22 protein-coding genes are annotated in these 20,742 nt (G+C 56.3%); 17 read left to right on the forward strand and 5 right to left on the reverse strand.

Annotation, left to right across the window (positions count from 1 at the left end):
* Positions 1 to 7 precede the first annotated feature (7 nt).
* The 5 genes from G583_RS0106340 (at position 8) to G583_RS0106360 (ending at position 4,114) form a co-directional block, all read left to right on the forward strand.
* Positions 8 to 715, forward strand: coding sequence for a substrate-binding periplasmic protein (locus tag G583_RS0106340; protein WP_022870350.1), 708 nt, complete (start codon positions 8 to 10; stop codon positions 713 to 715).
* On the forward strand, positions 712 to 1,434 hold the full coding sequence (locus G583_RS14740; RefSeq protein WP_022870351.1) for a gamma-glutamyl-gamma-aminobutyrate hydrolase family protein: 723 nt from the start codon (positions 712 to 714) through the stop codon (positions 1,432 to 1,434). Before G583_RS0106340 ends, G583_RS14740 begins: the two co-directional genes overlap by 4 nt.
* Positions 1,435 to 1,537: 103 nt before the next feature.
* A complete protein-coding gene (locus G583_RS0106350) occupies positions 1,538 to 2,896 on the forward strand; it encodes an NAD-dependent succinate-semialdehyde dehydrogenase (RefSeq protein ID WP_022870352.1) in 1,359 nt (452 codons plus the stop codon).
* A gap of 165 nt (positions 2,897 to 3,061) precedes the next feature.
* The gene (locus G583_RS0106355; RefSeq protein ID WP_022870353.1) at positions 3,062 to 3,850 is read left to right on the forward strand and encodes a gamma-glutamyl-gamma-aminobutyrate hydrolase family protein; all 789 of its coding nucleotides are present in this window, start codon (positions 3,062 to 3,064) and stop codon (positions 3,848 to 3,850) included.
* Between the two features lie 33 nt (positions 3,851 to 3,883).
* Positions 3,884 to 4,114: a DUF7010 family protein gene (locus G583_RS0106360; RefSeq protein WP_022870354.1), complete on the forward strand. Its 231-nt coding sequence runs from the start codon at positions 3,884 to 3,886 to the stop codon at positions 4,112 to 4,114.
* Between the two features lie 40 nt (positions 4,115 to 4,154).
* Here the strand turns inward: G583_RS0106360 and G583_RS0106365 are convergent, their stop codons facing one another.
* Positions 4,155 to 5,258, reverse strand: coding sequence for a mandelate racemase/muconate lactonizing enzyme family protein (locus tag G583_RS0106365; protein ID WP_022870355.1), 1,104 nt, complete (start codon positions 5,256 to 5,258; stop codon positions 4,155 to 4,157).
* Between the two features lie 23 nt (positions 5,259 to 5,281).
* The gene (locus G583_RS0106370) at positions 5,282 to 6,193 is read right to left on the reverse strand and encodes a LysR substrate-binding domain-containing protein (RefSeq protein ID WP_022870356.1); all 912 of its coding nucleotides are present in this window, start codon (positions 6,191 to 6,193) and stop codon (positions 5,282 to 5,284) included.
* A 241-nt stretch (positions 6,194 to 6,434) separates the two neighbouring features.
* Here G583_RS0106370 and G583_RS0106375 point away from each other — a divergent pair, with 241 nt between their 5' ends.
* The 3 genes from G583_RS0106375 (at position 6,435) to G583_RS14745 (ending at position 9,241) form a co-directional block, all read left to right on the forward strand.
* Positions 6,435 to 7,988 (forward strand): SLC13 family permease, encoded by a 1,554-nt coding sequence (locus G583_RS0106375; RefSeq protein WP_022870357.1) that lies wholly within the window; start codon positions 6,435 to 6,437, stop codon positions 7,986 to 7,988.
* 43 nt (positions 7,989 to 8,031) lie between these two features.
* Positions 8,032 to 8,328, forward strand: coding sequence for a muconolactone Delta-isomerase (gene catC, locus G583_RS0106380; protein WP_022870358.1), 297 nt, complete (start codon positions 8,032 to 8,034; stop codon positions 8,326 to 8,328).
* 67 nt (positions 8,329 to 8,395) lie between these two features.
* Positions 8,396 to 9,241: a dipeptidase gene (locus G583_RS14745; protein WP_022870359.1), complete on the forward strand. Its 846-nt coding sequence runs from the start codon at positions 8,396 to 8,398 to the stop codon at positions 9,239 to 9,241.
* A gap of 148 nt (positions 9,242 to 9,389) precedes the next feature.
* On the opposite strand, the gene G583_RS0106390 is transcribed toward G583_RS14745, so the two are convergent.
* From G583_RS0106390 to G583_RS0106400, 3 genes are all read right to left on the reverse strand, one after another.
* Entirely contained in the window at positions 9,390 to 10,010 is a 621-nt protein-coding gene (locus G583_RS0106390) for a TetR/AcrR family transcriptional regulator (protein WP_022870360.1), read from the reverse strand.
* Positions 10,011 to 10,137: 127 nt separating this feature from the next.
* Positions 10,138 to 11,505, reverse strand: coding sequence for an AMP-binding protein (locus G583_RS0106395; protein WP_022870361.1), 1,368 nt, complete (start codon positions 11,503 to 11,505; stop codon positions 10,138 to 10,140).
* Positions 11,506 to 11,547: 42 nt separating this feature from the next.
* Positions 11,548 to 12,027, reverse strand: coding sequence for a hotdog fold thioesterase (locus G583_RS0106400; RefSeq protein ID WP_022870362.1), 480 nt, complete (start codon positions 12,025 to 12,027; stop codon positions 11,548 to 11,550).
* Between the two features lie 216 nt (positions 12,028 to 12,243).
* Between G583_RS0106400 and paaA the strand changes: the two genes are divergently transcribed.
* The 9 genes from paaA (at position 12,244) to G583_RS0106445 (ending at position 20,673) form a co-directional block, all read left to right on the forward strand.
* The gene (gene paaA / locus G583_RS0106405) at positions 12,244 to 13,254 is read left to right on the forward strand and encodes a 1,2-phenylacetyl-CoA epoxidase subunit PaaA (RefSeq protein ID WP_022870363.1); all 1,011 of its coding nucleotides are present in this window, start codon (positions 12,244 to 12,246) and stop codon (positions 13,252 to 13,254) included.
* 4 nt (positions 13,255 to 13,258) lie between these two features.
* Entirely contained in the window at positions 13,259 to 13,555 is a 297-nt protein-coding gene (gene paaB / locus G583_RS0106410) for a 1,2-phenylacetyl-CoA epoxidase subunit PaaB (protein WP_022870364.1), read from the forward strand.
* Positions 13,552 to 14,388 carry a 1,2-phenylacetyl-CoA epoxidase subunit PaaC gene (paaC, locus tag G583_RS0106415; protein WP_022870365.1) on the forward strand — a complete coding sequence of 279 codons (837 nt, stop codon included), beginning with the start codon at positions 13,552 to 13,554 and terminating at the stop codon, positions 14,386 to 14,388. The genes paaB and paaC overlap by 4 nt, the downstream gene beginning before the upstream one ends.
* A complete protein-coding gene (paaD, locus tag G583_RS0106420) occupies positions 14,388 to 14,903 on the forward strand; it encodes a 1,2-phenylacetyl-CoA epoxidase subunit PaaD (RefSeq protein ID WP_022870366.1) in 516 nt (171 codons plus the stop codon). Before paaC ends, paaD begins: the two co-directional genes overlap by 1 nt.
* A 12-nt stretch (positions 14,904 to 14,915) precedes the next feature.
* On the forward strand, positions 14,916 to 16,067 hold the full coding sequence (gene paaE, locus G583_RS0106425; protein WP_022870367.1) for a 1,2-phenylacetyl-CoA epoxidase subunit PaaE: 1,152 nt from the start codon (positions 14,916 to 14,918) through the stop codon (positions 16,065 to 16,067).
* A gap of 7 nt (positions 16,068 to 16,074) precedes the next feature.
* Complete coding sequence (locus tag G583_RS0106430; protein ID WP_022870368.1) at positions 16,075 to 16,857, forward strand: enoyl-CoA hydratase/isomerase family protein; 783 nt, start codon at positions 16,075 to 16,077, stop codon at positions 16,855 to 16,857.
* A 10-nt stretch (positions 16,858 to 16,867) separates the two neighbouring features.
* Complete coding sequence (locus G583_RS0106435) at positions 16,868 to 18,085, forward strand: thiolase family protein (RefSeq protein ID WP_022870369.1); 1,218 nt, start codon at positions 16,868 to 16,870, stop codon at positions 18,083 to 18,085.
* 27 nt (positions 18,086 to 18,112) lie between these two features.
* Positions 18,113 to 18,970 carry a 3-hydroxyacyl-CoA dehydrogenase family protein gene (locus G583_RS0106440; protein ID WP_022870370.1) on the forward strand — a complete coding sequence of 286 codons (858 nt, stop codon included), beginning with the start codon at positions 18,113 to 18,115 and terminating at the stop codon, positions 18,968 to 18,970.
* A gap of 212 nt (positions 18,971 to 19,182) precedes the next feature.
* Positions 19,183 to 20,673 (forward strand): AMP-binding protein, encoded by a 1,491-nt coding sequence (locus G583_RS0106445; protein WP_245540582.1) that lies wholly within the window; start codon positions 19,183 to 19,185, stop codon positions 20,671 to 20,673.
* The last annotated feature ends 69 nt before the right edge of the window (positions 20,674 to 20,742 follow it).

The following is a 20,742-nucleotide window of genomic DNA, read 5'->3' on the forward strand; positions in this document are numbered from 1 at the left end:
ACAATCTATGCTACGTATCGCTTGCATTGACAGCGAAGCCCTACCCTTATTCGATCTAAAAGATGATCAGGGCAACCGGGTAGGTTATGAACCAGAAGCAGCCCAAATCGTTTTCGACCATATCGGCGAAGAATTTGAGTGGGTCTACCTCAACTGGGAACAAATGCTCCCGGCTGTGAATTCAGGTGAAGTGGACGCCGTTTGGTGTGGCCAGGCCATTACTGAAGAGCGTGCTCGCCAGGTAGATTTCACTGACCCCTACGCGATCTTTGATGAAACCATCTTGGTGCGGTCTGGATCAGGCATTACGGAACCGGCGCAGTTACACGGCCTCAAGGTTGGTGCGATTGCAAATTCAGCCAACATGGCGCTGGCCGAAACTTTCGACGGCGCAGTCTTGGTGCCTTTCGAAGGTGAAGATGTCTTTGGCGCCATGATTGAAGCGACTCGCAACGGTGATATTGACGCGTTCGTTGATGATGACGTCGTGATGCTTCCGGTTGCCGAGCAAGATGAAGACCTAGAGGAAGCTTTCACCATTAAGACCCAAAATCGTTGGGCCATTGGTGTTACTCCGGGTAACGACAAACTCCGGGAAGCGATCAATCGTGGACTTGAAGCGTCGATTCAGGATGGTAGCTTGAAGCAGGCCTGGGAGAAGTGGATGCCAGCGCTCGAATTCCCACTTGAGGGTTCAAAGGTTGACGCCACATGACAGTTCCGAAGATTGCTGTCGCTGGGATGTGGGCCAATAGTGTGAGCGGTCTGCGTTTCTCAGGAAACTCAGTCGCGACGGCACTGCTGCAAAGTGTGGTCCGCGCCGGTGGGGAACCAGTGACCTTATTTGCTGAATCGCCTCTGAGTCCACTCGATCGCTTAGCGGACTTCGATGGTGTGCTGATCCCCGGTGGAAACGATATTAAACCTGCGATGTACGGCCAGGAAACTGGGCCCGATACCAAGGTGGCCGACTATGAGTATCAGGATGAATTCGAACGAAATATTTTGGACGCTGCGCTGAAACTCGGTCTACCAACGTTGGCCGTGTGCCGTGGCTTCCAGATGCTCAACGTCATGCATGGCGGAACGTTGATGCAGGACTTGCCGCCCGAACACGAGATACATCGCAATGATCTTCACGATGTGGACATTGCATCGGACTCGCGGCTCGCCTCGGTGCTCAATGAGCATGACCATATTCGTGTCTCGTCCTATCATCATCAGGCTGTAGACCAGATCGGCACAGGACTCCGGGCTGTTGCAACTGCACAGGATGGCATTGTTGAAGCGCTGGAACCCGTGGATTCGACCATCCCGGTGGTGGCTATTCAATGGCATCCAGAAGACAACGCTGCCACGGATATGCAACAGCAAGCACTCTTCGACTGGTTGGTAACTACTGCCAGCATGCAGTCTGACAGGGTGCAGGTATAAATTTTCTGAATGGATAAAGCGGTCTCGACTATTTTAACGAGACCGCTTTATCCATGACTACTTACTCAAGACTTTGCGATCTTATGTGTAGAAAGGCCACAAAATGTATCAGGTAAAGAACCCTGCCACCGGCGAGGTTGAAGCAACATATCCAGAGATGTCGGATGCTGAGGTTGCAGAAGCTGTTGAACAGGTTGACCAGGGATACCGTGAATGGAACCGTCGCCCGTTGAGCGAACGGCAGGCGATCGTTTGGAAAGCCGCCGATCTGTTCGATGAACGTAAAGAAGAGCTTGCCAAGATTATCGCTCGCGAAATGGGTAAACCCGTTGGGCAGGGTATCGGTGAGGCAGAGACATCCCGCGATATCTTCCGCTACTACGCCGACAACGCTGAGCAGCTCCTTGCGAATGAGGAACTCGACATTGAAGGCGGTCGAGCACTTCTTCAGAAGAAATCTATTGGGGCGCTAGTGGGCATTATGCCCTGGAACTTCCCGTACTACCAGGTAGCGCGTTTCGCCGCACCAAACCTCATCCTTGGCAATACGATGTTGCTGAAACACGCACGGAATTGTCCAGAGTCGGCTGCAGCAATTGAACAGCTCCTACGCGATGCGGGACTCCCAGAAAATGCTTACATTAATATGTATGCTTCTAGCGACCAGATTGCAGATGTCATCGCTGATCCGCGTATCTTCGGTGTCTCCTTGACCGGTAGTGAACGTGCTGGTGTGGCAGTCGGCAAAAACGCGGGGCAACACCTTAAACCGATGGTTCTTGAACTCGGTGGCTCCGATCCGCTGCTCGTATTGGACACGAACGATGTCCAGGCGGTCGCTACAAAAATTGCACAAACTCGTCTACGTAACGCTGGACAGGCATGTAATTCACCAAAACGTCTCATCGTGATGGATGAATACTACGATGAGTTCGTCGAAGTATTGGTCCGTGAATTCGAAAATGCTCAAGTAGGCGATCCGATGGATCCGAAGAGCGTTGTCGGACCCATTTCGTCCGCACAAGCACTCGAAGAATTGATCGAACAGGTGCAGGACACGGTGAAAGCTGGCGCCACCTTGCACACCGGAGGCGAACGGCTTTCCGACAAAGGGACATACTTCAGCCCTGCCGTCCTAACTGACGTCACTCCGGAAATGCGTGGTTACTACGAAGAGCTCTTTGGTCCAGTCGCGATTGTATACCGGGCCAAAACGGTGGATGACGCATTGCGCTTAGCCAATGACTCACCCTTCGGGCTAGGCTCAAGTATCTTCACGGAAGATCCAGAAGCAGCGCTAGAAGTCGCCGATCAAATCGAAACCGGCATGGTCTTCTTCAATGAAGCAGGCGGCTCGCAGCCAGACCTGCCCTTTGGGGGCGTCAAGCGATCTGGTATTGGGCGTGAACTTGGTCCATTGGGAATCGAAGAGTTCATGAACAAGAAAGTTGTCCGATTCTGAGTTGTAGGTGATGGAGGGATGGAGTTTTCTGAAAGATTGGCTCCATCCCTCTTACACAACACGAAGAGCATAGTGTGTTGGTTGGGCTAGCAATTGCCACTTGCTGTGAACAACTATGGTTGGGATCAACAAGCTTTCATCGAGTGCAAATGGTAGGAGATATTTTTGAACGTTGAAGTGCAGTCTCGGTACACTCTGGCTGATTACCAAATTGACGAAGACTATGTTCTTGACGAACGTCCTGCAATAGCTGTGGTAGTAGCCCTATGGTCACCGGATTTTGGCGATGCCGAAGTCCAAACAATGCATGATCTCACGCTGACTTCGGTGCAAGAAGTCAGAGATGCCGGCGGACGCCCAGTAGTTATAGATAGCTCTGATCCGGCTCAACAGCTATCGGGTACGACTGGGCATGACGATATTGATGCCTTCATATATCTCGGTGGGGCAGACGTTCACCCAGGCTTCTTCTCTGATGCCGATCTGAATGAAAAGATGGTCGGAGTCGACGCCAACGCGGATCAATTCTGTTTGCAATCATTGCAGCACGCTATCGAAGGCGATGCACCAGTTCTGGGAATTTGCCGAGGCTCACAACTGCTGAACGTCGCCTTGGGCGGCAGTATCATTCAACATATCGACGGTCACAGACCCGACGACGGTGAGGGTTTTGTTGACGAGAACCTCAGGCTCGAACCAAACTCGAAGATCTCCGGCATCCTAGGACGACACGACATCAGTGTCCGAGGCTCCCACCACCAGTCGATCGACGAAATCGGTGCGGGCTTAGCCGTCACTGCATACGCACCAGACGGCACGATTGAAGGCACCGAGCACCGCGAAAAAACCTGGGTGGTCGGGCTGCAGTGGCACCCCGAAGAGGCCAACGCCAATGCCGAAGACCGGCAGAAGATTTTTGGTGCGCTGGTGGCCCAGGCGGCGAAAGTACGCTAGACCACAGATGGCCGGGATGGCACAATTTATGGTGTGGACCTGGTTGAGTCGCTACGGCTCTTAGCAGAGCAAAACATCTCCGGGGTGGCCTTCTTGTTGGCCTACGGAGGGACTTGGCTCGTGTGCGGCGTGCTGTGGCAACGCATATCGATGCAGGTGGCGGCCTACGCAACCCTCTTTCAAGGACTGGTCGCTTTACCCATCGCGTTGGGAGCCTCGTATGTGATCGGTGCCCTCGGTTCAGAACGACCGGTGGGGTTTTAGCCGCCACCGGTCTCCTCTTTGTGGTGCTACACGGTGTGGCTTAGCTATCCGTACGGTAGTGGGCCAGTTTGTCCTCGTCGATCTCGGCACCAACGCCGGGAAGGTCGCGAACAGAAATGCGGCCGTCAACAATTTCAATGGGCTCGGCCAGTAGATCGTCGGACATATCTAAGAAGTTCGACAATTCACCGGCACGGGCGGAAGACGCACGATGCGCCGCACCGAAAGTCACGGTCGCAAGCGACCCAACCTGGGTGTCAATCTGGTTGCCCATGGTGACGTCGACTCCCAGGCCGGTGCACAAACCGAGGATTTCGGTGGCTTCGGTAAAGCCAGAACGCGCGGTCTTAATGCAGATCGCGTTGGCACCACCGGATAGCAGTTCACGAGAGGCATCGCCGGCGGTCGGTACGGATTCATCGGCGGTGATCGGGATGGGCGAGTGGTCAACCAGACGACGACGGCTCATGGCCTCTTTCGCGTCACAGGGCTCTTCAAGCATGGTCAACCCGTACTCCGCGGTCTGACGGAGGACCTCCATAGCCTCATTCGCCGTCCAGCCACGGTTGGCGTCCAAATAGATTTCGACGTCGTCGCCGAGCCCTTCGCGCAGTACACGAACCGCTTCAATATCCAACGAGAGTGGACGACGACCAACTTTCAATTTGAAGGTGGTGATGCCGTACTGTTCGCCGAAACGCTGTGCTTCCTCGAGCAGCTCGTCGGCGGGTTTGAAACCGAGCATATGGCTGACGCGCATGGAATCCGTGTAGCCGCCCAGCAGTTTGTGCACGGGCGTTTCGAGAGCCTTGCCCATCAGGTCCCACAGGGCGATATCGACGGCGCCTTTGGCCACTTGGTTGTGAATGGTGCGGTGCATGATCGCATGAACTTTTTCGCGGTCGAAGGGATCGAGCCCGATGAGTTCCGGTCCAAAAACATCCTCGATGATCACTTTGATCGAAGTCTGAGTTTCGCCGTAAGTGTATGGCCGTGGTGGTGCATCTGCGGTACCGGTGATTCCGGCGTCGGTGTGGATGCGCACGACAATGTGGTCGGCGGTTGTGACTTCACCGGAGGCAAATTTCAACGGATGCGTATAAGGAATGGCATACGGGATTGCTTCAACGGCAGTGATCTTCATGGTGTCTCCAAAGTACGTCGTCTTCAGGTTGGTACATTATCTCGATGTTCAAGGTCTTCAGCGGCCTCGCGGGCCAACGTCAAAAATGAGGCAAGCAGCGGGCTGTCGTTGCCTGTCCGCCATGCCGTGCTCAACCCCACCGTCACGGTGTCGGTGAGTGGTCGAATGACAATCGATGAGTTCAGCGGCAAGGAATGCGAGCCGGGCACGAAGGCGACGCCCAAGCCGGCTCCGACAAGGGCGATGAGCGTAGATGTTTCCGTGGCTTCTTGCACGATGCGGGGGCGAAACCCAGCCTGGCGGGTCAGTTCGGAGACCACCGAAGACACCGATGAGCCACGTGGGTAGCCGACGATGTTCTCGTTGGCGAGCTCGCTGATATCCAGTGGTTCGGTATTGTCGGCCAGCGGGTGTTGACGGTTTAAGGCCACCACGAGGCGGGAGTGTTGAATTTCTTCGAGGCTGAGCTCGGTTGATTGCACCGGTGGTCGCAAGATAGCGGCGTCGAGCCGGTTTTCGAGGAGCCCCTCTTCCATTTGCGGGGTGAGCATTTCGCCAGAGATCTGCAACCGCACCAGCGGGAAGCGCTCGCGGGCTACCCGGACAATTTCGGGCATCAGACGATAGGTGGCCGTTCCTGAAAAACCGACCCGCAGCACCCCTGCTGCACCGCGACCAATTTCCGCGACGTCTGTTTTGGTGGCTTCGACCTCAGCAAGAATCTGTCGGGCCCGTTTCATGAGCAGTGCGCCGGCGTCAGTGAGTTCGACTTTTCGGGTGGTGCGTTCCAGCAGGACAGTACCGAGTTCGGCCTCAAGTTGTTTGATCTGACTCGACAGCGGAGGCTGTGCCATGTGCAAGCGGTCGGCGGCACGGCCAAAGTGTTTTTCCTCTGCGACAGCAAGGAAATACCGCAGGTGACGTAATTCAACCATGGTGCCTCCTATGCTCTGAACGCTGTGGATGTCGACTGTGAGTGCGGCAACATCAGCGTACGTCGGTGGCACGGTACAAGTGAAAGACATGTTTTGTGTGCATTCATAGCCACAGCATATCAATGCCAAGTATTCATGTACTTCTGTATCTATATAAAAGCGTCTACAGTGAACACAGTCACCAGTAGAAGTGTCTGTCAGCATCATTTTTGGTATCGCGCTTGTTTTGAGGAGCAGAAGTATGGCTACCGCCCCACAGTCCGAGGTAGCGGCGCACCGTCCCGCTGGTTCAGAGGATGAACCTCAGGATGCGCTCGACCGCGCCACGAAACGCAATTGGTGGCTCGTTGGGCTCGGCCCCGTCGCTGGATTACTCCTGGCCCTGGTCTTGCCAGAGTCGCTGTCGTTCGAGGGTCGTGCTGTTGCGGGTTGCGCTCTGTGGATGGCGATCTGGTGGATGACCGAAGCCGCACCGATTCCGGTGACGTCTTTACTGCCGTTGGTCTTGTTCCCGTTATTTGGCATGGGAACCATGGAAGAGATTGCTGCACCATATGCCGGCACCGTGATTTTCCTGGTCATGGGCGGGGTCATTCTCGGTTTAGCAACGGAGAAGTCCAATCTGCACCTACGGGTGGCACTGCTGACGATCCGGCTGGTAGGGACCAAGCCTTCACAGATTGTGCTGGGCTTGATGATCGCTTCGGCGTTCATCTCCGCTTGGGTTTCGAACACGGCCACCGCGGTCATCATGGTTCCGATTGCCGTATCCATCCTGAACCTCGTACGATCGATCGACGAGACTGCCGCAGGCAAGAAATTTGCAGCATCACTGCTGCTGGGTGTCGCATACGGCGTGACGATCGGTTCGACCGCAACCCTCATTGGCCAGCCACCAATGGCGCTGATGAAGGGATACCTCATGGAATCCCACGGCTTCGATATGGCCTTTGGTACGTGGATGCTCATCGGAGTCCCTTGGGCTATCGTCATGCTGTTCATTGCCTGGTTCGTGCTGACAAAACTGGTGTACCGCCCAGAAATTAACGAACTCCCCGGTGGGAAAGAGCTGATTCGTGCCGAGCACGCCAAGCTAGGTCGCATGACCACCGCAGAGCGTCGTGTCGGTTGGATCTTTGCCGGTGCCATCTTCTTTTGGATCTTTGTGCCATTCATTGCACAAATTGGTTGGTTCGCCGAAAACATGCCCTTCCTTGGTGAAATCAACGACGCCCAGGTCGCCATGGCTGCCGCCGTCGCCTGCTTCATCGTGCCCTCCCAACGCGTTCGCGATGACCGCTCCGGGACACCACTGCTGCGCTGGTCCGCGGCAAAAGAGATTCCCTGGGGTCTGCTGTTGCTCTTTGGAGGCGGCCTGTCGCTGTCGGCCATGTTCACTCAAACCGGGTTCAGCGAATGGGTCGGCGAACAGGTGTCAGGTCTCAGCTCTATGCAATCCTGGCTGATCATCATCGCCGTCATCGTGGTCAGTCTCGTGCTCACTGAGCTTACGTCGAACACCGCCACGGCAGCGGCCTTCCTGCCAATCTTCGGTGCTGTCGCCATCGGCGTTGGTATCGATCCGTTGTTCATGACCATTGCCGTCACGCTGGCCGTGTGTTCGGCATACATGCTGCCGGTCGCCACTCCATCAAACGCCGTGGCTTTTGGCTCCGGAGAGATCACCATCAAACAGATGACGCGAGCCGGCGTCATCCTCAATATCGTTTCTATAGGCCTCATCATGCTGGTGATGTACACGCTCGTACCACTGATATTTGGCGTTAGCCTGTAAGGTATCCCGCACGTAGCTGCCGAATTGCACTGAAAGGACAAACATGCTGTTTCTAGCACGTATGGATGTAGTTTTTCCGGACTCCATGGATGCCGTCACCAAGGCGGATCTGCAGGCACAGGAGAAGGAGTACTCCGGCAACCTGCAGCGACAGGGCCTGATGAAAGGCATCTGGCGGGTCGTTGGCGAGTACGCCAACTATTCGATCTTTGATGTCGATGGCCACGACGAACTGCACGAGCTACTCTCGGGCTTCCCGATGTTCGCGCACATGAACGTGAAGGTGACGCCGCTGGCAAAACACCCGAATGCGACACTCGATGATTTCTTTGGTGCGTAGTACCTAGCAACGTTTATTGCCCCTAAGGGTTAGTCGCTAAGGGCCCAGGTGGTCATCCGTTTTCCGGATGCCCACCTGGGCCCGTAGTTTTGCCGAGGTAAATGCTCTCATCCGGGAAAACTCTGAACTCGTTCGACCGGTTTCGACCGTCGAAGACATTCGTGCTGCGAAACGGGAGGGGCGGACCGGCATAATCCTGGGTTTTCAGAACGCTCACGCTTTTGAAGACCAACTCGGCTACGTTGAAATCTTCAAAAAGCTTGGCGTTGGAATCGTCCAGCTCTGCTATAACACCCAGAATCTCGTTGGCACAGGCTGCTATGAACGTGATGGTGGACTATCCGGTTTCGGGCGAGAAGTGATCGCGGAGATGAACCGGGTTGGCATGCTTTGCGATCTCTCGCACGTTGGTGCGGTTACTTCCCAGGAAATCATCCAGGAGTCTTCCAAACCGGTGGCGTACTCACATTGCCTCCCATTCGGGCTCAAAGAGCATCCGCGGAACAAAACCGATGAAGAGCTGCGGTTTATCGCAGATCACGGAGGATTCGTTGGCGTCACGATGTTTACACCGTTTCTCGCGAAGGGGGTAAATGCGACCGTGGACGATTATGCGGAAGCAATCGAATACATCATGAATATCGTCGGCGAAGATGCCGTAGGTATCGGGACTGATTTTACCCAAGGTCAAGATGCAGCCTTTTTCGAATGGCTCACCCACGATAAAGGCTATGCCCGAAGGTTGACTGAATTTGGAAACATCATCAACCCCAAGGGGATCCGAACCATTGGTGAATTTCCTAACCTCACAGAAACCCTGCTGCAGCGAGGGCATCCCGAAGCGCGGGTTGAGAAGATCATGGGAGAAAACTGGATGCGAGTCCTTGGCGATGTCTGGGGAGCATCCGACTAATCTGGCAAGTTCTTTTCCTCGAGAGCATGTTTGTCGGCGATCACACCTTGCCGCTTGCATACGGAGTGAGTCACACTAACAAAGTGAGTGTTAAAAGACTGCGGGGCTGACGATTTCGATCGTCAGCCCCGCAGTTGCATCTAAACCGTTATTTGGCTGAGTCCTCTAGGACGCCGTTGAATACGAGTCCGGCGAGAACACGACCAGTCTCCTCGGCATTGACCGATTTATCGAGCTGATACCAGTCGGCCAGCGAGTTGATCGTTCCAAAGATAAGCCGAGCCATGGTCTGTGGATCGACGGTATCCCGGATAGTTTCCTCGGCCTGCGCGGTAGCGATGAGGCTAGCCAAACGATTCGTTAGATTACGACGTCGTTTCATCGCGTCGGTTTCGACCTCTGAGTTGCCACGCAAGCGCAGCAACAACGTAACCGATGGCTGTTTTTCGACGAGGACCCGAACAGCACCGATAATCAGTGCCTCAATCTTGCTGGTCGCGGGCCCGCTGGTGCTCTCGGCGGTGTCCATGACTTCTTCGAGCCCACCCAGCGCCTCAGTGAGGGCGCTCTGCAAGATTTCCTCTTTGGTCTTAACGTGGTGATAGATCGCCGACTTGGATATGCCCAGCTCGGTGGCCAGCATGCCCATGCTCGTGGCGTCGTAACCGTGACGATTGAAGACCTTGACGCATAGATCGACCAAGGTTTGGCGATCGTAACCGGGTCGTCCACGCCGCACGGCGGGCGCCGGTGTTGGGGTAGTTGTCATGAACACTCCTCGAACAAAACGCGTGAACACTCCACCTGAGGGTGGGGTCCTAAGTATAGATTGGTAGGTTATTCCGGGGTACCAACAGGAGGCGTTCTCCGCGACTGGCTGAGGACTCCGGAATGGGTTAGTCGTTTAACTCCCGTAGGTCATAGATGCGACGAAGCTTGCCTGACGAGCGAGCCAAAGTATGTGGCTCGACGATCTCAAGTTTGCACGAGCAGCCCACACGCGTCTTAATGCGTGCCTGGAGTTCTTTACCACCGGCTTCGGCATCTTGAAGTGTCGCGGTTTCACGACGCTCAATCTTGATGGTCAGCTCGTCCATGCGGTTTGGACGGGCGATTTCGAGTGTGAAGTGCGGTGACAGGGTGTCGATCTCCAGCGCGATTTCTTCGATCTGCGTTGGGAAAATGTTTACACCGCGCAAGATGATCATGTCATCGGAGCGACCGGTGACGCGTTTCATCCGGCGGTGCCCTGGACGAGCTGTGCCCGGTTCCAAGCTGGTGAGGTCGTGGGTGCGGAACCGGATGATTGGCAGGGCTTCACGCGTGAGGGTGGTGAAGACCAGTTCGCCGTGTTCGCCGTCTCCCAGCGCATTCTCGTTGATCGGATCGATGATTTCTGGGCGGAAGTGATCCTCCCAGATGTGGCAACCGTCCTGGGTTTCAACGGATTCACCAGCGACTCCGGGGCCCATGAGCTCGGACAGGCCGTAAATATCGCAGGCCTTGAGATCGAAGAGTTTCTCGATCTCTTGGCGCATGCCATCAGTCCATGGCTCAGCACCGAGAACCGCAACCTTTAGAGAGGTATCCTTCGGATCAATGCCGGCGTTGGCGAAGCCATCGGCCAACGCCAACAAGTAGGTTGGGGTACACATGATGACCTCTGGTTCGAAGTCGGTGATCATCTGCACCTGTTTTTCGGTTTGTCCGCCAGACATGGGAATGACGGCGCAGCCGAGACGTTCCGCGCCGTAGTGAGCGCCGAGCCCACCGGTGAAAAGGCCGTACCCGTAGGCGTTATGTACTTTGTAGCCTGGTTTGACGCCAGCGGCACGCATGCAGCGGGCGACGAGTGAGGCCCACATTTCGATGTCATTTTCGGTGTAGGCAACAGTGGTCGGCTGACCCGTGGTGCCTGATGAAGCGTGGATGCGGCGAATCTGGTCCATTGGAACCGCCAGAGCCTTGAATGGGTAAGCAGCCCGCAGGAATTCTTTATCGATGGTGGGGAACAGCTCGAGATCCGAAAGTTGTTTGAAATCTCGTGGGTGCACGCCGTGGCTGTCGTACAGCTCTTTATATGCGGGAACATTATTGTAGGCGTGGTGAAGGGTCCAGCGAAGGCGCTCGTACTGTAGCGCTTCGATTTCGTCACGACTGTACAGTTCCTCTGAATCAAGCTGGCTGCGATCTGCCGGGGGAGCAGGTGGCGTCCATGGTTGAGGAACGTCAGCGGAAGAAGGTGCGACACTGTGGCTAGTCATGGTGGATCCTTTAGGAGAAGCGGTTTTCGACAACTGTGTTTGTTATTTTTGTGGATTTGGGATGGTTCTGGCGCGTCCTCGAAATTCGGCGACAAGTTTGTTGTTCTCATCGGTAATCGTGATGTCGTAGATGCCAGATCGACCATAGGAGGCGCGGCGCTTGCCGATGGCGGTCAACTGCGCGCCGTTGGTAGGGGACGAGATGAAATCAATGTCAACATTTTGGGCCACGGTGATCGTTGAACCATCGCCGTCCGGATTGTTGCAAGACCAGGCGAAGATGGTGTCTGCGAACGCAAAAAGCATGCCCCCGTGAGCGATGTTGAAACCGTTGAGCATTTCTTCACGCAATTGCATGTGCCCTTTGGCGTATCCATCGGCGTATTCGGAGACCGTGATACCCATCCATTCGGCAGCCCGATCATGGCCCAGACGAGGGTGCTCGTTCGCGCCGAATGAGCCTGACGTGACGGTTTGACCGCTAGCTGTTGCGGTGTTCGTCGAACCGAGCGTTTGTGACATGGCGTATCTCCGAGTGTGATCTGTATAATTATCTACTGACCATTCATACGGTAATCTTGAATTGTGATGTGCGTCAAATCATTTCTCGAATACAGTGGAGGCGTGAGTTGCATAGCTCACGTCCAGCCAATATACTGAACGAACGTTCGGTATATATCCGTCAGTGCATAAACAGTTCTAGAAGTTGCTAAAACAATTCGTCGCGAGGTGTCTCACATGTCTACAACGTCACAACACTCCGATGCCGCAGTCGCGGATATCGAAGCAGAGCGGGCAGGTCAAGAGCGGTTTGATGAAATCATCGCCGCTGATTCTCGTATTGAGCCCCGCGACTGGATGCCAGCCGGGTACCGCAAGACCTTGGTCCGTCAGATCTCCCAACACGCGCACTCCGAGATTATCGGCATGCAGCCAGAAGCAAACTGGATCACTCGCGCGCCGTCGCTGAAGCGCAAAATGATCCTGATGGCTAAAGTGCAGGATGAAGCCGGTCACGGTCTCTATCTCTACTCAGCCGCAGAAACGCTCGGCACTTCGCGTGACGAAATGGTGGAACAGCTACTTTCGGGTAAGGCCAAGTACTCCTCCATCTTCAACTACCCGGCACGCAGCTGGGCTGATGTTGGTGCGATCGGTTGGCTTGTAGATGGCGCTGCCATCCAGAACCAGGTTCCGCTGTGCCGCGCTTCGTATGCACCATACGGTCGTGCGATGGTTCGCGTGTGTAAAGAAGAATCCTTCCACCAGCGCCAGGGTTGGGAAATCCTTTTGGAGCTCGCCAACGGAACGCCAGAGCAAAAACAGATGGCGCAGGATGCGGTAAACCGTTTCTACGGTCCAGCCCTGCAGATGTTTGGTCCACCGGATGATGATTCACCTAACTCTCAGCAGTCCATGGCCTGGAAGATCAAGCGTTTTTCCAACGACGAGCTGCGTCAGCGCTTCGTCGACATGATCGTTCCGCAGGCCGAAGCTCTCGGCTTGACCCTGCCGGATCCAGATCTGAAATGGAACGAAGAGCGCGGTCACTACGACTTCGGTGAACTCGACTGGGACGAGTTCATGTCCGTCATCAAAGGTAACGGCCCGTGCAACGTCCAGCGCATGCAGCACCGCCGCGAAGCACACGAAAATGGTGCCTGGGTTCGTGAAGCCGCTGCCGCCTACGCCGAAAAACAAGCTCGTCGTCAGCATGAAGCCGCTGATGCACACCTGATTGGAGCCTAACGAAATGACTGAAAGCCTCAACGCCTCCTGGCCACTGTGGGAAGTTTTTGTTCGCTCGTCCCGCGGGCTCTCCCACGTCCACGCCGGCTCGCTCCACGCACCGGATGCGACCATGGCGCTGCGCAATGCACGTGACCTCTACACCCGTCGCAATGAAGGCACCTCGGTGTGGGTCATGCCATCCGACAGCATTTCGAGCTCGGATCCAGATTCCAAGGGCGGATTCTTCGAATCGCCACAGGGTAAGAACTTCCGCCACGCCACCTATTACACGAAGTCTGAAGGAGTGAAGCACCTATGAGTTTCACATCAGGTGACTCCGCAACCAAGATCTCTGCGGGCAATGCGATCACTCCGGAAGACATCATCGCAGCCGGTGAAAAAGCACCAGAAGATGTCGCAACCTACGCGATGTATTTGGGCGACGACGCCCTGATGCTCGCGCAGCGGTTGGGCCACTGGATTTCCCGTGCACCAGAAATGGAAGAAGACGTTGCCCTGGCCAATATTGCCCAGGACCAACTCGGCCACGCCCGCTTCCTGCTGTCCTACGCAGGTTCTGCCTGGGCCAAAACCGAAGACGACCTGGCCTACTTCCGCGGTGAGGAAGAATTTCGTTCCTGCCGCCTGGTCGAACAGGCAAACGGCGACTTTGGCCAAACCATCGCCCGCCAGCTGATCTTCTCGCTCTACCAGTACGAGCTGTTCACCCGTCTGATGGACTCAGCCGATGAAACACTGGCCTCGGTTGCCGCCAAGGCCGTCAAAGAAGTGACCTACCACGTCGACCACGCAGCCCAGTGGACCATACGTCTCGGCGATGGTACCGAAGAGTCCCATCGTCGGATGCAGGAAGGCCTCTACTACATGTGGCCATACGTCGACGAACTCTTCAAAGACGACGATCTGCTGCGCGACCTCTCGGAACGCGGTATCGCCGTTCTTCCGTCAACGCTGCGTGCATCCTTCGACGCACGAATCGAACCAATCCTTGAACAAGCCACACTCACCGTGCCCGATGTACCAGGTGCATGGGGCGGTGACCGTTCGGGCAACTTCTCCGAGCATCGCGGCCATATCCTGGCTGAGATGCAGGTGCTAGCCCGTCAGTTCCCACAAGGAGTGACATGGTAATGACTACCTCCGCAACCCTTCGCCCAACAGACTCACAGACCGCAGAACTCTGGGACGCCGTCAAAATGGTGCCAGATCCTGAAGTCCCCGTGGTCACCATCGAGGACCTCGGCATTTTGCGCGACGTCGAACTGGTTCACGGCAAAGCGGTTGTGACGATCACACCAACCTATTCCGGCTGTCCAGCCATGGACACCATTTCGGCTGATGTGACGACTGCGCTGGCAGAGGCTGGGTACCACGACGCCGAGGTCAAACTCGTCTTGACCCCGGCCTGGACCACCGACTGGATGTCCGAAGACGGCAAGCGCAAACTGGAAGAATACGGCATTGCGCCACCCACCGGAAAATCCGCGGTCAACGACGGCCCGATCATGCTCCAGATGGCCGTCAAATGCCCACAGTGCCACTCATTAAACACTCGTGAAGTTACTCGATTCGGTTCAACCGCATGCAAAGCGCTCTACACCTGTAACGACTGCCTGGAACCTTTCGACTACTTTAAAGTCCACTAAGGAACTTGCACCATGACAGAAACCACCACCGCACCTGCAAAGAAGCGCGCACGGTTCAATGCTCTGAACGTTTCAGAGATCCGCAAGCTGACCGACGAGGCCATCGAAGTAGCCTTCGCGATCCCTGACGAACTGCTCGACGACTACAACTACGTCCCCGGTCAGTACGTGGCACTGCGGGCGGATATCGACGGCGAAGAAATCCGGCGTTCCTACTCGATCTGTGCCGAACCTGTCCCCGGAGAAATCCGCGTCGCCATCAAAAAAGACTTCGGCGGCCTGTTCTCGACCTGGGCGCACGAAGAACTCGCGGTCGGAGACACCATCAACGTGATGAACCCTCAGGGCTCATTTACCTCGCGTGTCCAAACCACCGCGCTCAACGATCCAGAAGCCATCGCCCAAGAGCACGACGGCGGACACTTTGTGGCTATCGCGGCCGGCTCCGGGATCACACCGATCATGTCGATCGTTGCCACCATTCTGAAATCCACACCGTCAGCAACCTTTGACCTGGTGTATGCAAACCGTTCCGCGATGGATGTCATGTTTGCCGAAGAACTCGGCGACCTCAAAGACAAATACCCGTCGCGACTGTCCATCCACCACGTGCTATCCCGCGAACAGCGCATCTCTCCGCTGATGTCAGGACGCATCGACGAGGACAAACTCTCCGAACTGCTCACGAACATCATCCCGGTCGAAAATGCCGTCGAATGGTTCCTCTGCGGACCATTCGAACTTGTCCAGATGACGCGCGACCAGCTCAAAGACCGCGGTGTTGCCGACGACGCGGTTCGTTTTGAACTGTTTACCACCGGTGACCCGAAAGAAGATCGTGGTCACCGTGGCCGTCCCGTCCAAGTGGATCCCAAGGGCGAAAACCGGACAATCGACTTCGCGCTGGATGGTCTCTCGTCAACGGTGGAAACACCAGTGTCAGCCAACGAATCTGTGCTCAACGCAGCCCTACGGGTCCGCCCGGACACCCCGTTCGCTTGCGCCGGCGGTGTGTGTGGCACCTGCCGCGCCAAGGTAGTCAGCGGCACGTTCGAGATGGACGAAAACTATGCGCTGGAAGCCGACGAAGTCGAGGCCGGTTACGTGCTGACCTGTCAGACCCGACCCACGTCAGACACTTTGACCGTTGACTACGACGCTTAGGAATCACATGATCACACTCGATATCAGCGACAACATCGCCGAAGTCACGCTTAACGCACCAGAAAAGATGAACGCCCTGGACGAGCGCGCGATCGCCGAACTCGGCCAGGCCTACACCGACGCCGCAGAAGCCGGCGTTCGCGCCCTGCTGCTTCGCGGTGAAGGTCGCGTATTCAGCGCCGGACGCGACATCTCCAACGTCGACCCAGCCGATGACGACGCCTACGATTACCTGGGCAACATCGTCACGCCGGTACTGCGCCAGATGGCCGAATTTCCGGCCCCAACCTTCGCCGCAGTACAGGGCGCCTGCCTGGGCGTAGGCCTCGGTCTGGCCATCGCCACCGACGTGGTCTACGTTGCCGACGACGCCAAGATCGGCTCACCATTTGCCAATCTGGGCGCCACCCTCGACTCGGGCGGCCACGCACTGTTCACCGAACGACTCGGCGCTCACCGCACCCTGGATCTGATCTACACCGCCGAGCTCATGAGTGGGAAAGACGCGGTAGCGCAGGGACTCTTTTCCCGCTCGGTGCCAAAAGACGAACTGCTGGACTTTACCCGTGAACGTGTTGCCAAAGCAGCCGAGGGAGCCACCGGTGCGTTTATGGCATCCCGTAAATTAGTCGCGGCGATCCGTGACGAACGTATTGGTTTGTGGGAGTCTATGGAACAGGAAAATCTGGCCCAGGGACAGCTATGTTCCACAGATGACTACGCCGAAGGTTTCGCTGCCTTCCAGGAAAAACGCAAACCAAACTTTACCGGCACACTGCTGGAAAACTAAGAGGAGCCACGTGGTAGCAGAAGCATTTTTGGTCTCGGGTAAACGGACCCCGGTTGGACGTCACAGTGGGGCCTTGAGCTCGCTGCGACCTGACGATATGGCGGCCACCGCTATCAAGGCCGTACTGGATGACAGTGGTCTTGACTCGGCTGTTGTCGACGAGGTGCTGTTGGGTAATGCCAATGGTGCAGGTGAAGAAAACCGCAACGTGGCCCGTATGGCCTGGCTGCTGGCTGGCGGGGACGAGTCCGTTCCGGCCATGACCGTCAACCGATTGTGTGCCTCGGGTATGTCGGCAATCGAAACCGCTTCGCGCATGGTCGCGACCGGAGATGCCGATATCGTGATCGCCGGTGGCGTGGAGTCCATGTCTCGTGCGCCGTGGGTATTGGAGAAACCAACCCGCGCCTTTGCACAACCGGGTAAAATTTTTGACTCGGCGCTCGGCTGGCGTTTCGTCAACCCACGGTTTGAGTACGGGGATCTGTCACGCGATGGCAAGATGACCTATTCGATGACTGAAACTGCGCAAGAAGTCGCCAACGTTGACGGTGTGACGCGTCAAGAGGCTGACGAGTTTGCTGCAGCCTCGCAGGCCAAGGCCGTTTCCGCGGTGGAAGCCGGGCACTTTGCGAACGAAATCGTGCCGGTTGAGATCAAAGACCGCAAGGGCAATGTCACCGTCGTTGACCAGGACGAAGGACCCCGCCCAGGAACCACCGCCGAGAAGTTGAGCGGTCTGCGTCCAGTCACCGGTTTGGGTGACGTTGTGACCGCCGGGAACTCTTCGAGCCTCAACGACGGTGCCTCGGCGATTATCGTGGCCTCGGCTGCTGCGATCGAAAAATATAACCTCACCCCTCGTGCTCGCATTGTCGCCGGTGGGTCAGCTGGTCTGGCCCCAGAAGTGATGGGTCTTGGACCGGTTCCGGCCACCGAAAAAGTCTTGGCGAAGGCCGGTTGGAGCGTCGATGATCTCGATGCCGCAGAACTCAATGAAGCCTTCGCCACCCAATCGATTGCCTCGATGCGTCGTCTAGGCATCAACCCGGAGATCGTCAATGCCTGGGGCGGTGCGATTGCGCTGGGTCACCCGTTGGGTTCATCGGGTTCACGCATCGTCATTACCTTGCTCTCACGACTCGAAGCCGAAGAGAAATCTCGCGGTCTGGCCACCATGTGTGTTGGGGTAGGCCAAGGCGCCGCAATGCTCATCGAACGCGTCTAACCACTTATCCACAGCTAGAGGAGCACCATGGCAAACACTCTTCCATCCACCGTTGGCGTCCTAGGTGGCGGACGCATGGGCGCCGGCGTTGCCCACGCCTTCCTGACCTCCGGAGCTCAGGTTGTCGTCGTTGAACAGCACGATGACGCCGCAGAAGCAGCACGTGAACGAGTCCTGCGCGACGTCGCCGGCTCCGTAGAACGCGGTAAAGTCTCGGGTACGACCGCCGAATACGAAGCGCAGCTTACGGTCACCACCGATCAGTCAGCCTTCGCCAATGCTGGTTTGGTGATCGAAGCTGTCCCGGAAGACTTCGATCTGAAAGTCTCCGCGCTGCAGGCGGTCGAAGGACACCTGGCCGAAGACGCATACCTGGCGACCAACACGTCGTCGATGTCGGTTGACGGTCTCGCCGAACAGCTGCAGCGCCCGCACAACTTTTGTGGCCTCCACTTCTTCAACCCGGTGCCAGCCTCAAAACTGGTCGAGGTCGTCATCGGCAAGCAGACCTCTGACGAGCTCAAAGCCCTCACCACACAGTGGACCGAGGGCATCGGCAAAACCCCGGTCACCGTCAACGACGCACCAGGCTTTGCCTCCTCACGTCTGGGCCTCGCGCTCGGATTAGAAGCCATTCGCATGGTCGAAGAAGGAGTCGCCTCAGCAGAGGACATCGATAACGCCATGGTGCTGGGATATAAACACCCGGTCGGACCACTGGCACTCACCGACATCGTTGGTATCGATGTTCGCCTCAATATCGCGGAGTACTTGGAAACCAAACTCGGCCCACGGTTTAGCCCGCCGCAACTCATGCGCGATATGGTCTCCCGGGGCGATCTGGGACGCAAATCTGGTAAAGGGTTCTACGACTATAACGACTAGGACAAGCTCGTCGGTAGAGACCGCGGGGCGTGATCCCAGCTGCAAGACCGGGATCACGTCCTGCGTTCATTTAACCCCATAAATACTGGCCCCTCACTAGTTGAAGATACACTTGAATTTTTGTACGATATGTCAAAATTCAACGGCTGGTCATAGATGTCAGGCAGCCAGAACACAGTGAGGCCCCGGTGTTCCAACTTCCGTACCGTAGTGTGTATACGCGATTTCTGGACCGCGTAGCTGCCCACCCCTCCAAACCTGTATTCGAATTGGCTGACGGTTCGAGCATCTCCTACGGCAAGCTATTAAAAACCACGCAAAGCATCGCGGCTGTTCTCCATGCAGCTGGAATTACGACAGGGGACCGGGTCGTTGTTCAGGTTGAAAAATCGCCGCAGGCCATTGCAGCGTACCTGGCAACATTGCAGGTGGGTGCGGTGTATGTCCCCTTGAACACCGCCTATACCGATGCTGAACTGCGGTATTTTCTTGACGACGCAGAGCCCGCCGTGCTGATCGTGGATCCCGGGCGCGCGGAACAAGCCCGCAAATTGGCACCCGAGAGCGCCGTTCTCACCCTGGATCGACACGGTAACGGCTCACTGTTGGAAACCAAGACAACGCGAACAACCGTTGAACCGGTCCACGGAGATCACGCAGCCGCTATCTTGTATACTTCCGGGACCACGGGCCGCTCCAAAGGTGCGGTTCTAACCCACGATAACCTCGCTAGCAACTGTTTGGCACTGCTCGAGGCCTGGGAGTTCACCGGTAACGACAGACTCATTCATGCCCTCCCGATCTTCCACATTCACGGACTCTTCGTGGCCGCCAACATGACCCTGGTAGCCGGTGCGACTATGGTGTGGATGGATGCCTTTGACGCTGAAGTGGTCATCGAACACTTTGCCAGTGCCACCGTACTCATGGGCGTACCGACGTTCTACACGCGCCTGCTGGCCTCACCGAACCTGAGCCGGGAAGCTGCCGCGACCATGCGTCTGTTCGTCTCGGGTTCGGCCCCGCTGTTGGCGGCCGATCACGCGGCATTCACGCAGCGCACCGGACACCATATTTTGGAACGCTACGGCATGACCGAAACCGGCATGAACACCACCAATCCGTATCATGGTCAGCGTCGCGCAGGCAGTGTCGGCTCTCCACTGCGCGGCGTCGAAGTCATCGTCGCTGATGCCGAGTCGGGTACAGAACTTCCAGCCGGAGAGATCGGATCCATTGAAGTACGCGGCCCGAACGTCTTTGACCGATACTGGCGCAATGCAGAGAAAACAGAACAAGAAATTCGTGACTCCGGGTTCTTCATTACCGGCGACCAGGGATATTATGACGACGACGGATACCTCTACATCTCCGGGCGTTCCAAAGACATGATCATCTCGGGTAGCTACAACGTTTATCCCAAAGAAATTGAACAGCTGCTTGACGAACACCCCACGGTCAAAGAATCTGCCGTCATCGGTGTGCCACATCCGGATCTGGGCGAGACCGTCGTCGCCGTCATCGTGCTTGCGGAAGGGCGAGATCTGGACACTGCCGCGCTGGAATCATCGCTTCGTGATGACTTGGCACGGTTCAAACAACCCAGGGCATATCGCGCCGTTGATGAGCTCCCGCGCAATGTGATGGGCAAGGTGCAAAAAGCACAGTTGCGAGACCACTTCTCTGAGTTGTTCAGGTCGTAGCGCCGGCATTTTGATACCTCTCGTCTCAACCTGGTTTGTGTTTGTGGGTAGCTTGGTTGAATGTTTGAG

The organism is Yaniella halotolerans DSM 15476 (assembly GCF_000420805.1).
In the GTDB taxonomy this organism is placed as follows: Bacteria; Actinomycetota; Actinomycetes; order Actinomycetales; family Micrococcaceae; genus Yaniella; species Yaniella halotolerans.

Coding starts and splice junctions, on each gene's coding strand:
- G583_RS0106340 (WP_022870350.1), top strand. CDS start 8: ATGCTACGTATCGCTTGCATTGACAGCGAAGCCCTACCCTTATTCGAT.
- G583_RS14740 (WP_022870351.1), top strand. CDS start 712: ATGACAGTTCCGAAGATTGCTGTCGCTGGGATGTGGGCCAATAGTGTG.
- G583_RS0106350 (WP_022870352.1), top strand. CDS start 1,538: ATGTATCAGGTAAAGAACCCTGCCACCGGCGAGGTTGAAGCAACATAT.
- G583_RS0106365 (WP_022870355.1), bottom strand. CDS start 5,258: ATGAAGATCACTGCCGTTGAAGCAATCCCGTATGCCATTCCTTATACG.
- G583_RS0106370 (WP_022870356.1), bottom strand. CDS start 6,193: ATGGTTGAATTACGTCACCTGCGGTATTTCCTTGCTGTCGCAGAGGAA.
- G583_RS0106375 (WP_022870357.1), top strand. CDS start 6,435: ATGGCTACCGCCCCACAGTCCGAGGTAGCGGCGCACCGTCCCGCTGGT.
- catC (WP_022870358.1), top strand. CDS start 8,032: ATGCTGTTTCTAGCACGTATGGATGTAGTTTTTCCGGACTCCATGGAT.
- G583_RS14745 (WP_022870359.1), top strand. CDS start 8,396: ATGCCCACCTGGGCCCGTAGTTTTGCCGAGGTAAATGCTCTCATCCGG.
- G583_RS0106390 (WP_022870360.1), bottom strand. CDS start 10,010: ATGACAACTACCCCAACACCGGCGCCCGCCGTGCGGCGTGGACGACCC.
- G583_RS0106395 (WP_022870361.1), bottom strand. CDS start 11,505: ATGACTAGCCACAGTGTCGCACCTTCTTCCGCTGACGTTCCTCAACCA.
- G583_RS0106400 (WP_022870362.1), bottom strand. CDS start 12,027: ATGTCACAAACGCTCGGTTCGACGAACACCGCAACAGCTAGCGGTCAA.
- paaA (WP_022870363.1), top strand. CDS start 12,244: ATGTCTACAACGTCACAACACTCCGATGCCGCAGTCGCGGATATCGAA.
- paaB (WP_022870364.1), top strand. CDS start 13,259: ATGACTGAAAGCCTCAACGCCTCCTGGCCACTGTGGGAAGTTTTTGTT.
- paaC (WP_022870365.1), top strand. CDS start 13,552: ATGAGTTTCACATCAGGTGACTCCGCAACCAAGATCTCTGCGGGCAAT.
- paaD (WP_022870366.1), top strand. CDS start 14,388: ATGACTACCTCCGCAACCCTTCGCCCAACAGACTCACAGACCGCAGAA.
- paaE (WP_022870367.1), top strand. CDS start 14,916: ATGACAGAAACCACCACCGCACCTGCAAAGAAGCGCGCACGGTTCAAT.
- G583_RS0106430 (WP_022870368.1), top strand. CDS start 16,075: ATGATCACACTCGATATCAGCGACAACATCGCCGAAGTCACGCTTAAC.
- G583_RS0106440 (WP_022870370.1), top strand. CDS start 18,113: ATGGCAAACACTCTTCCATCCACCGTTGGCGTCCTAGGTGGCGGACGC.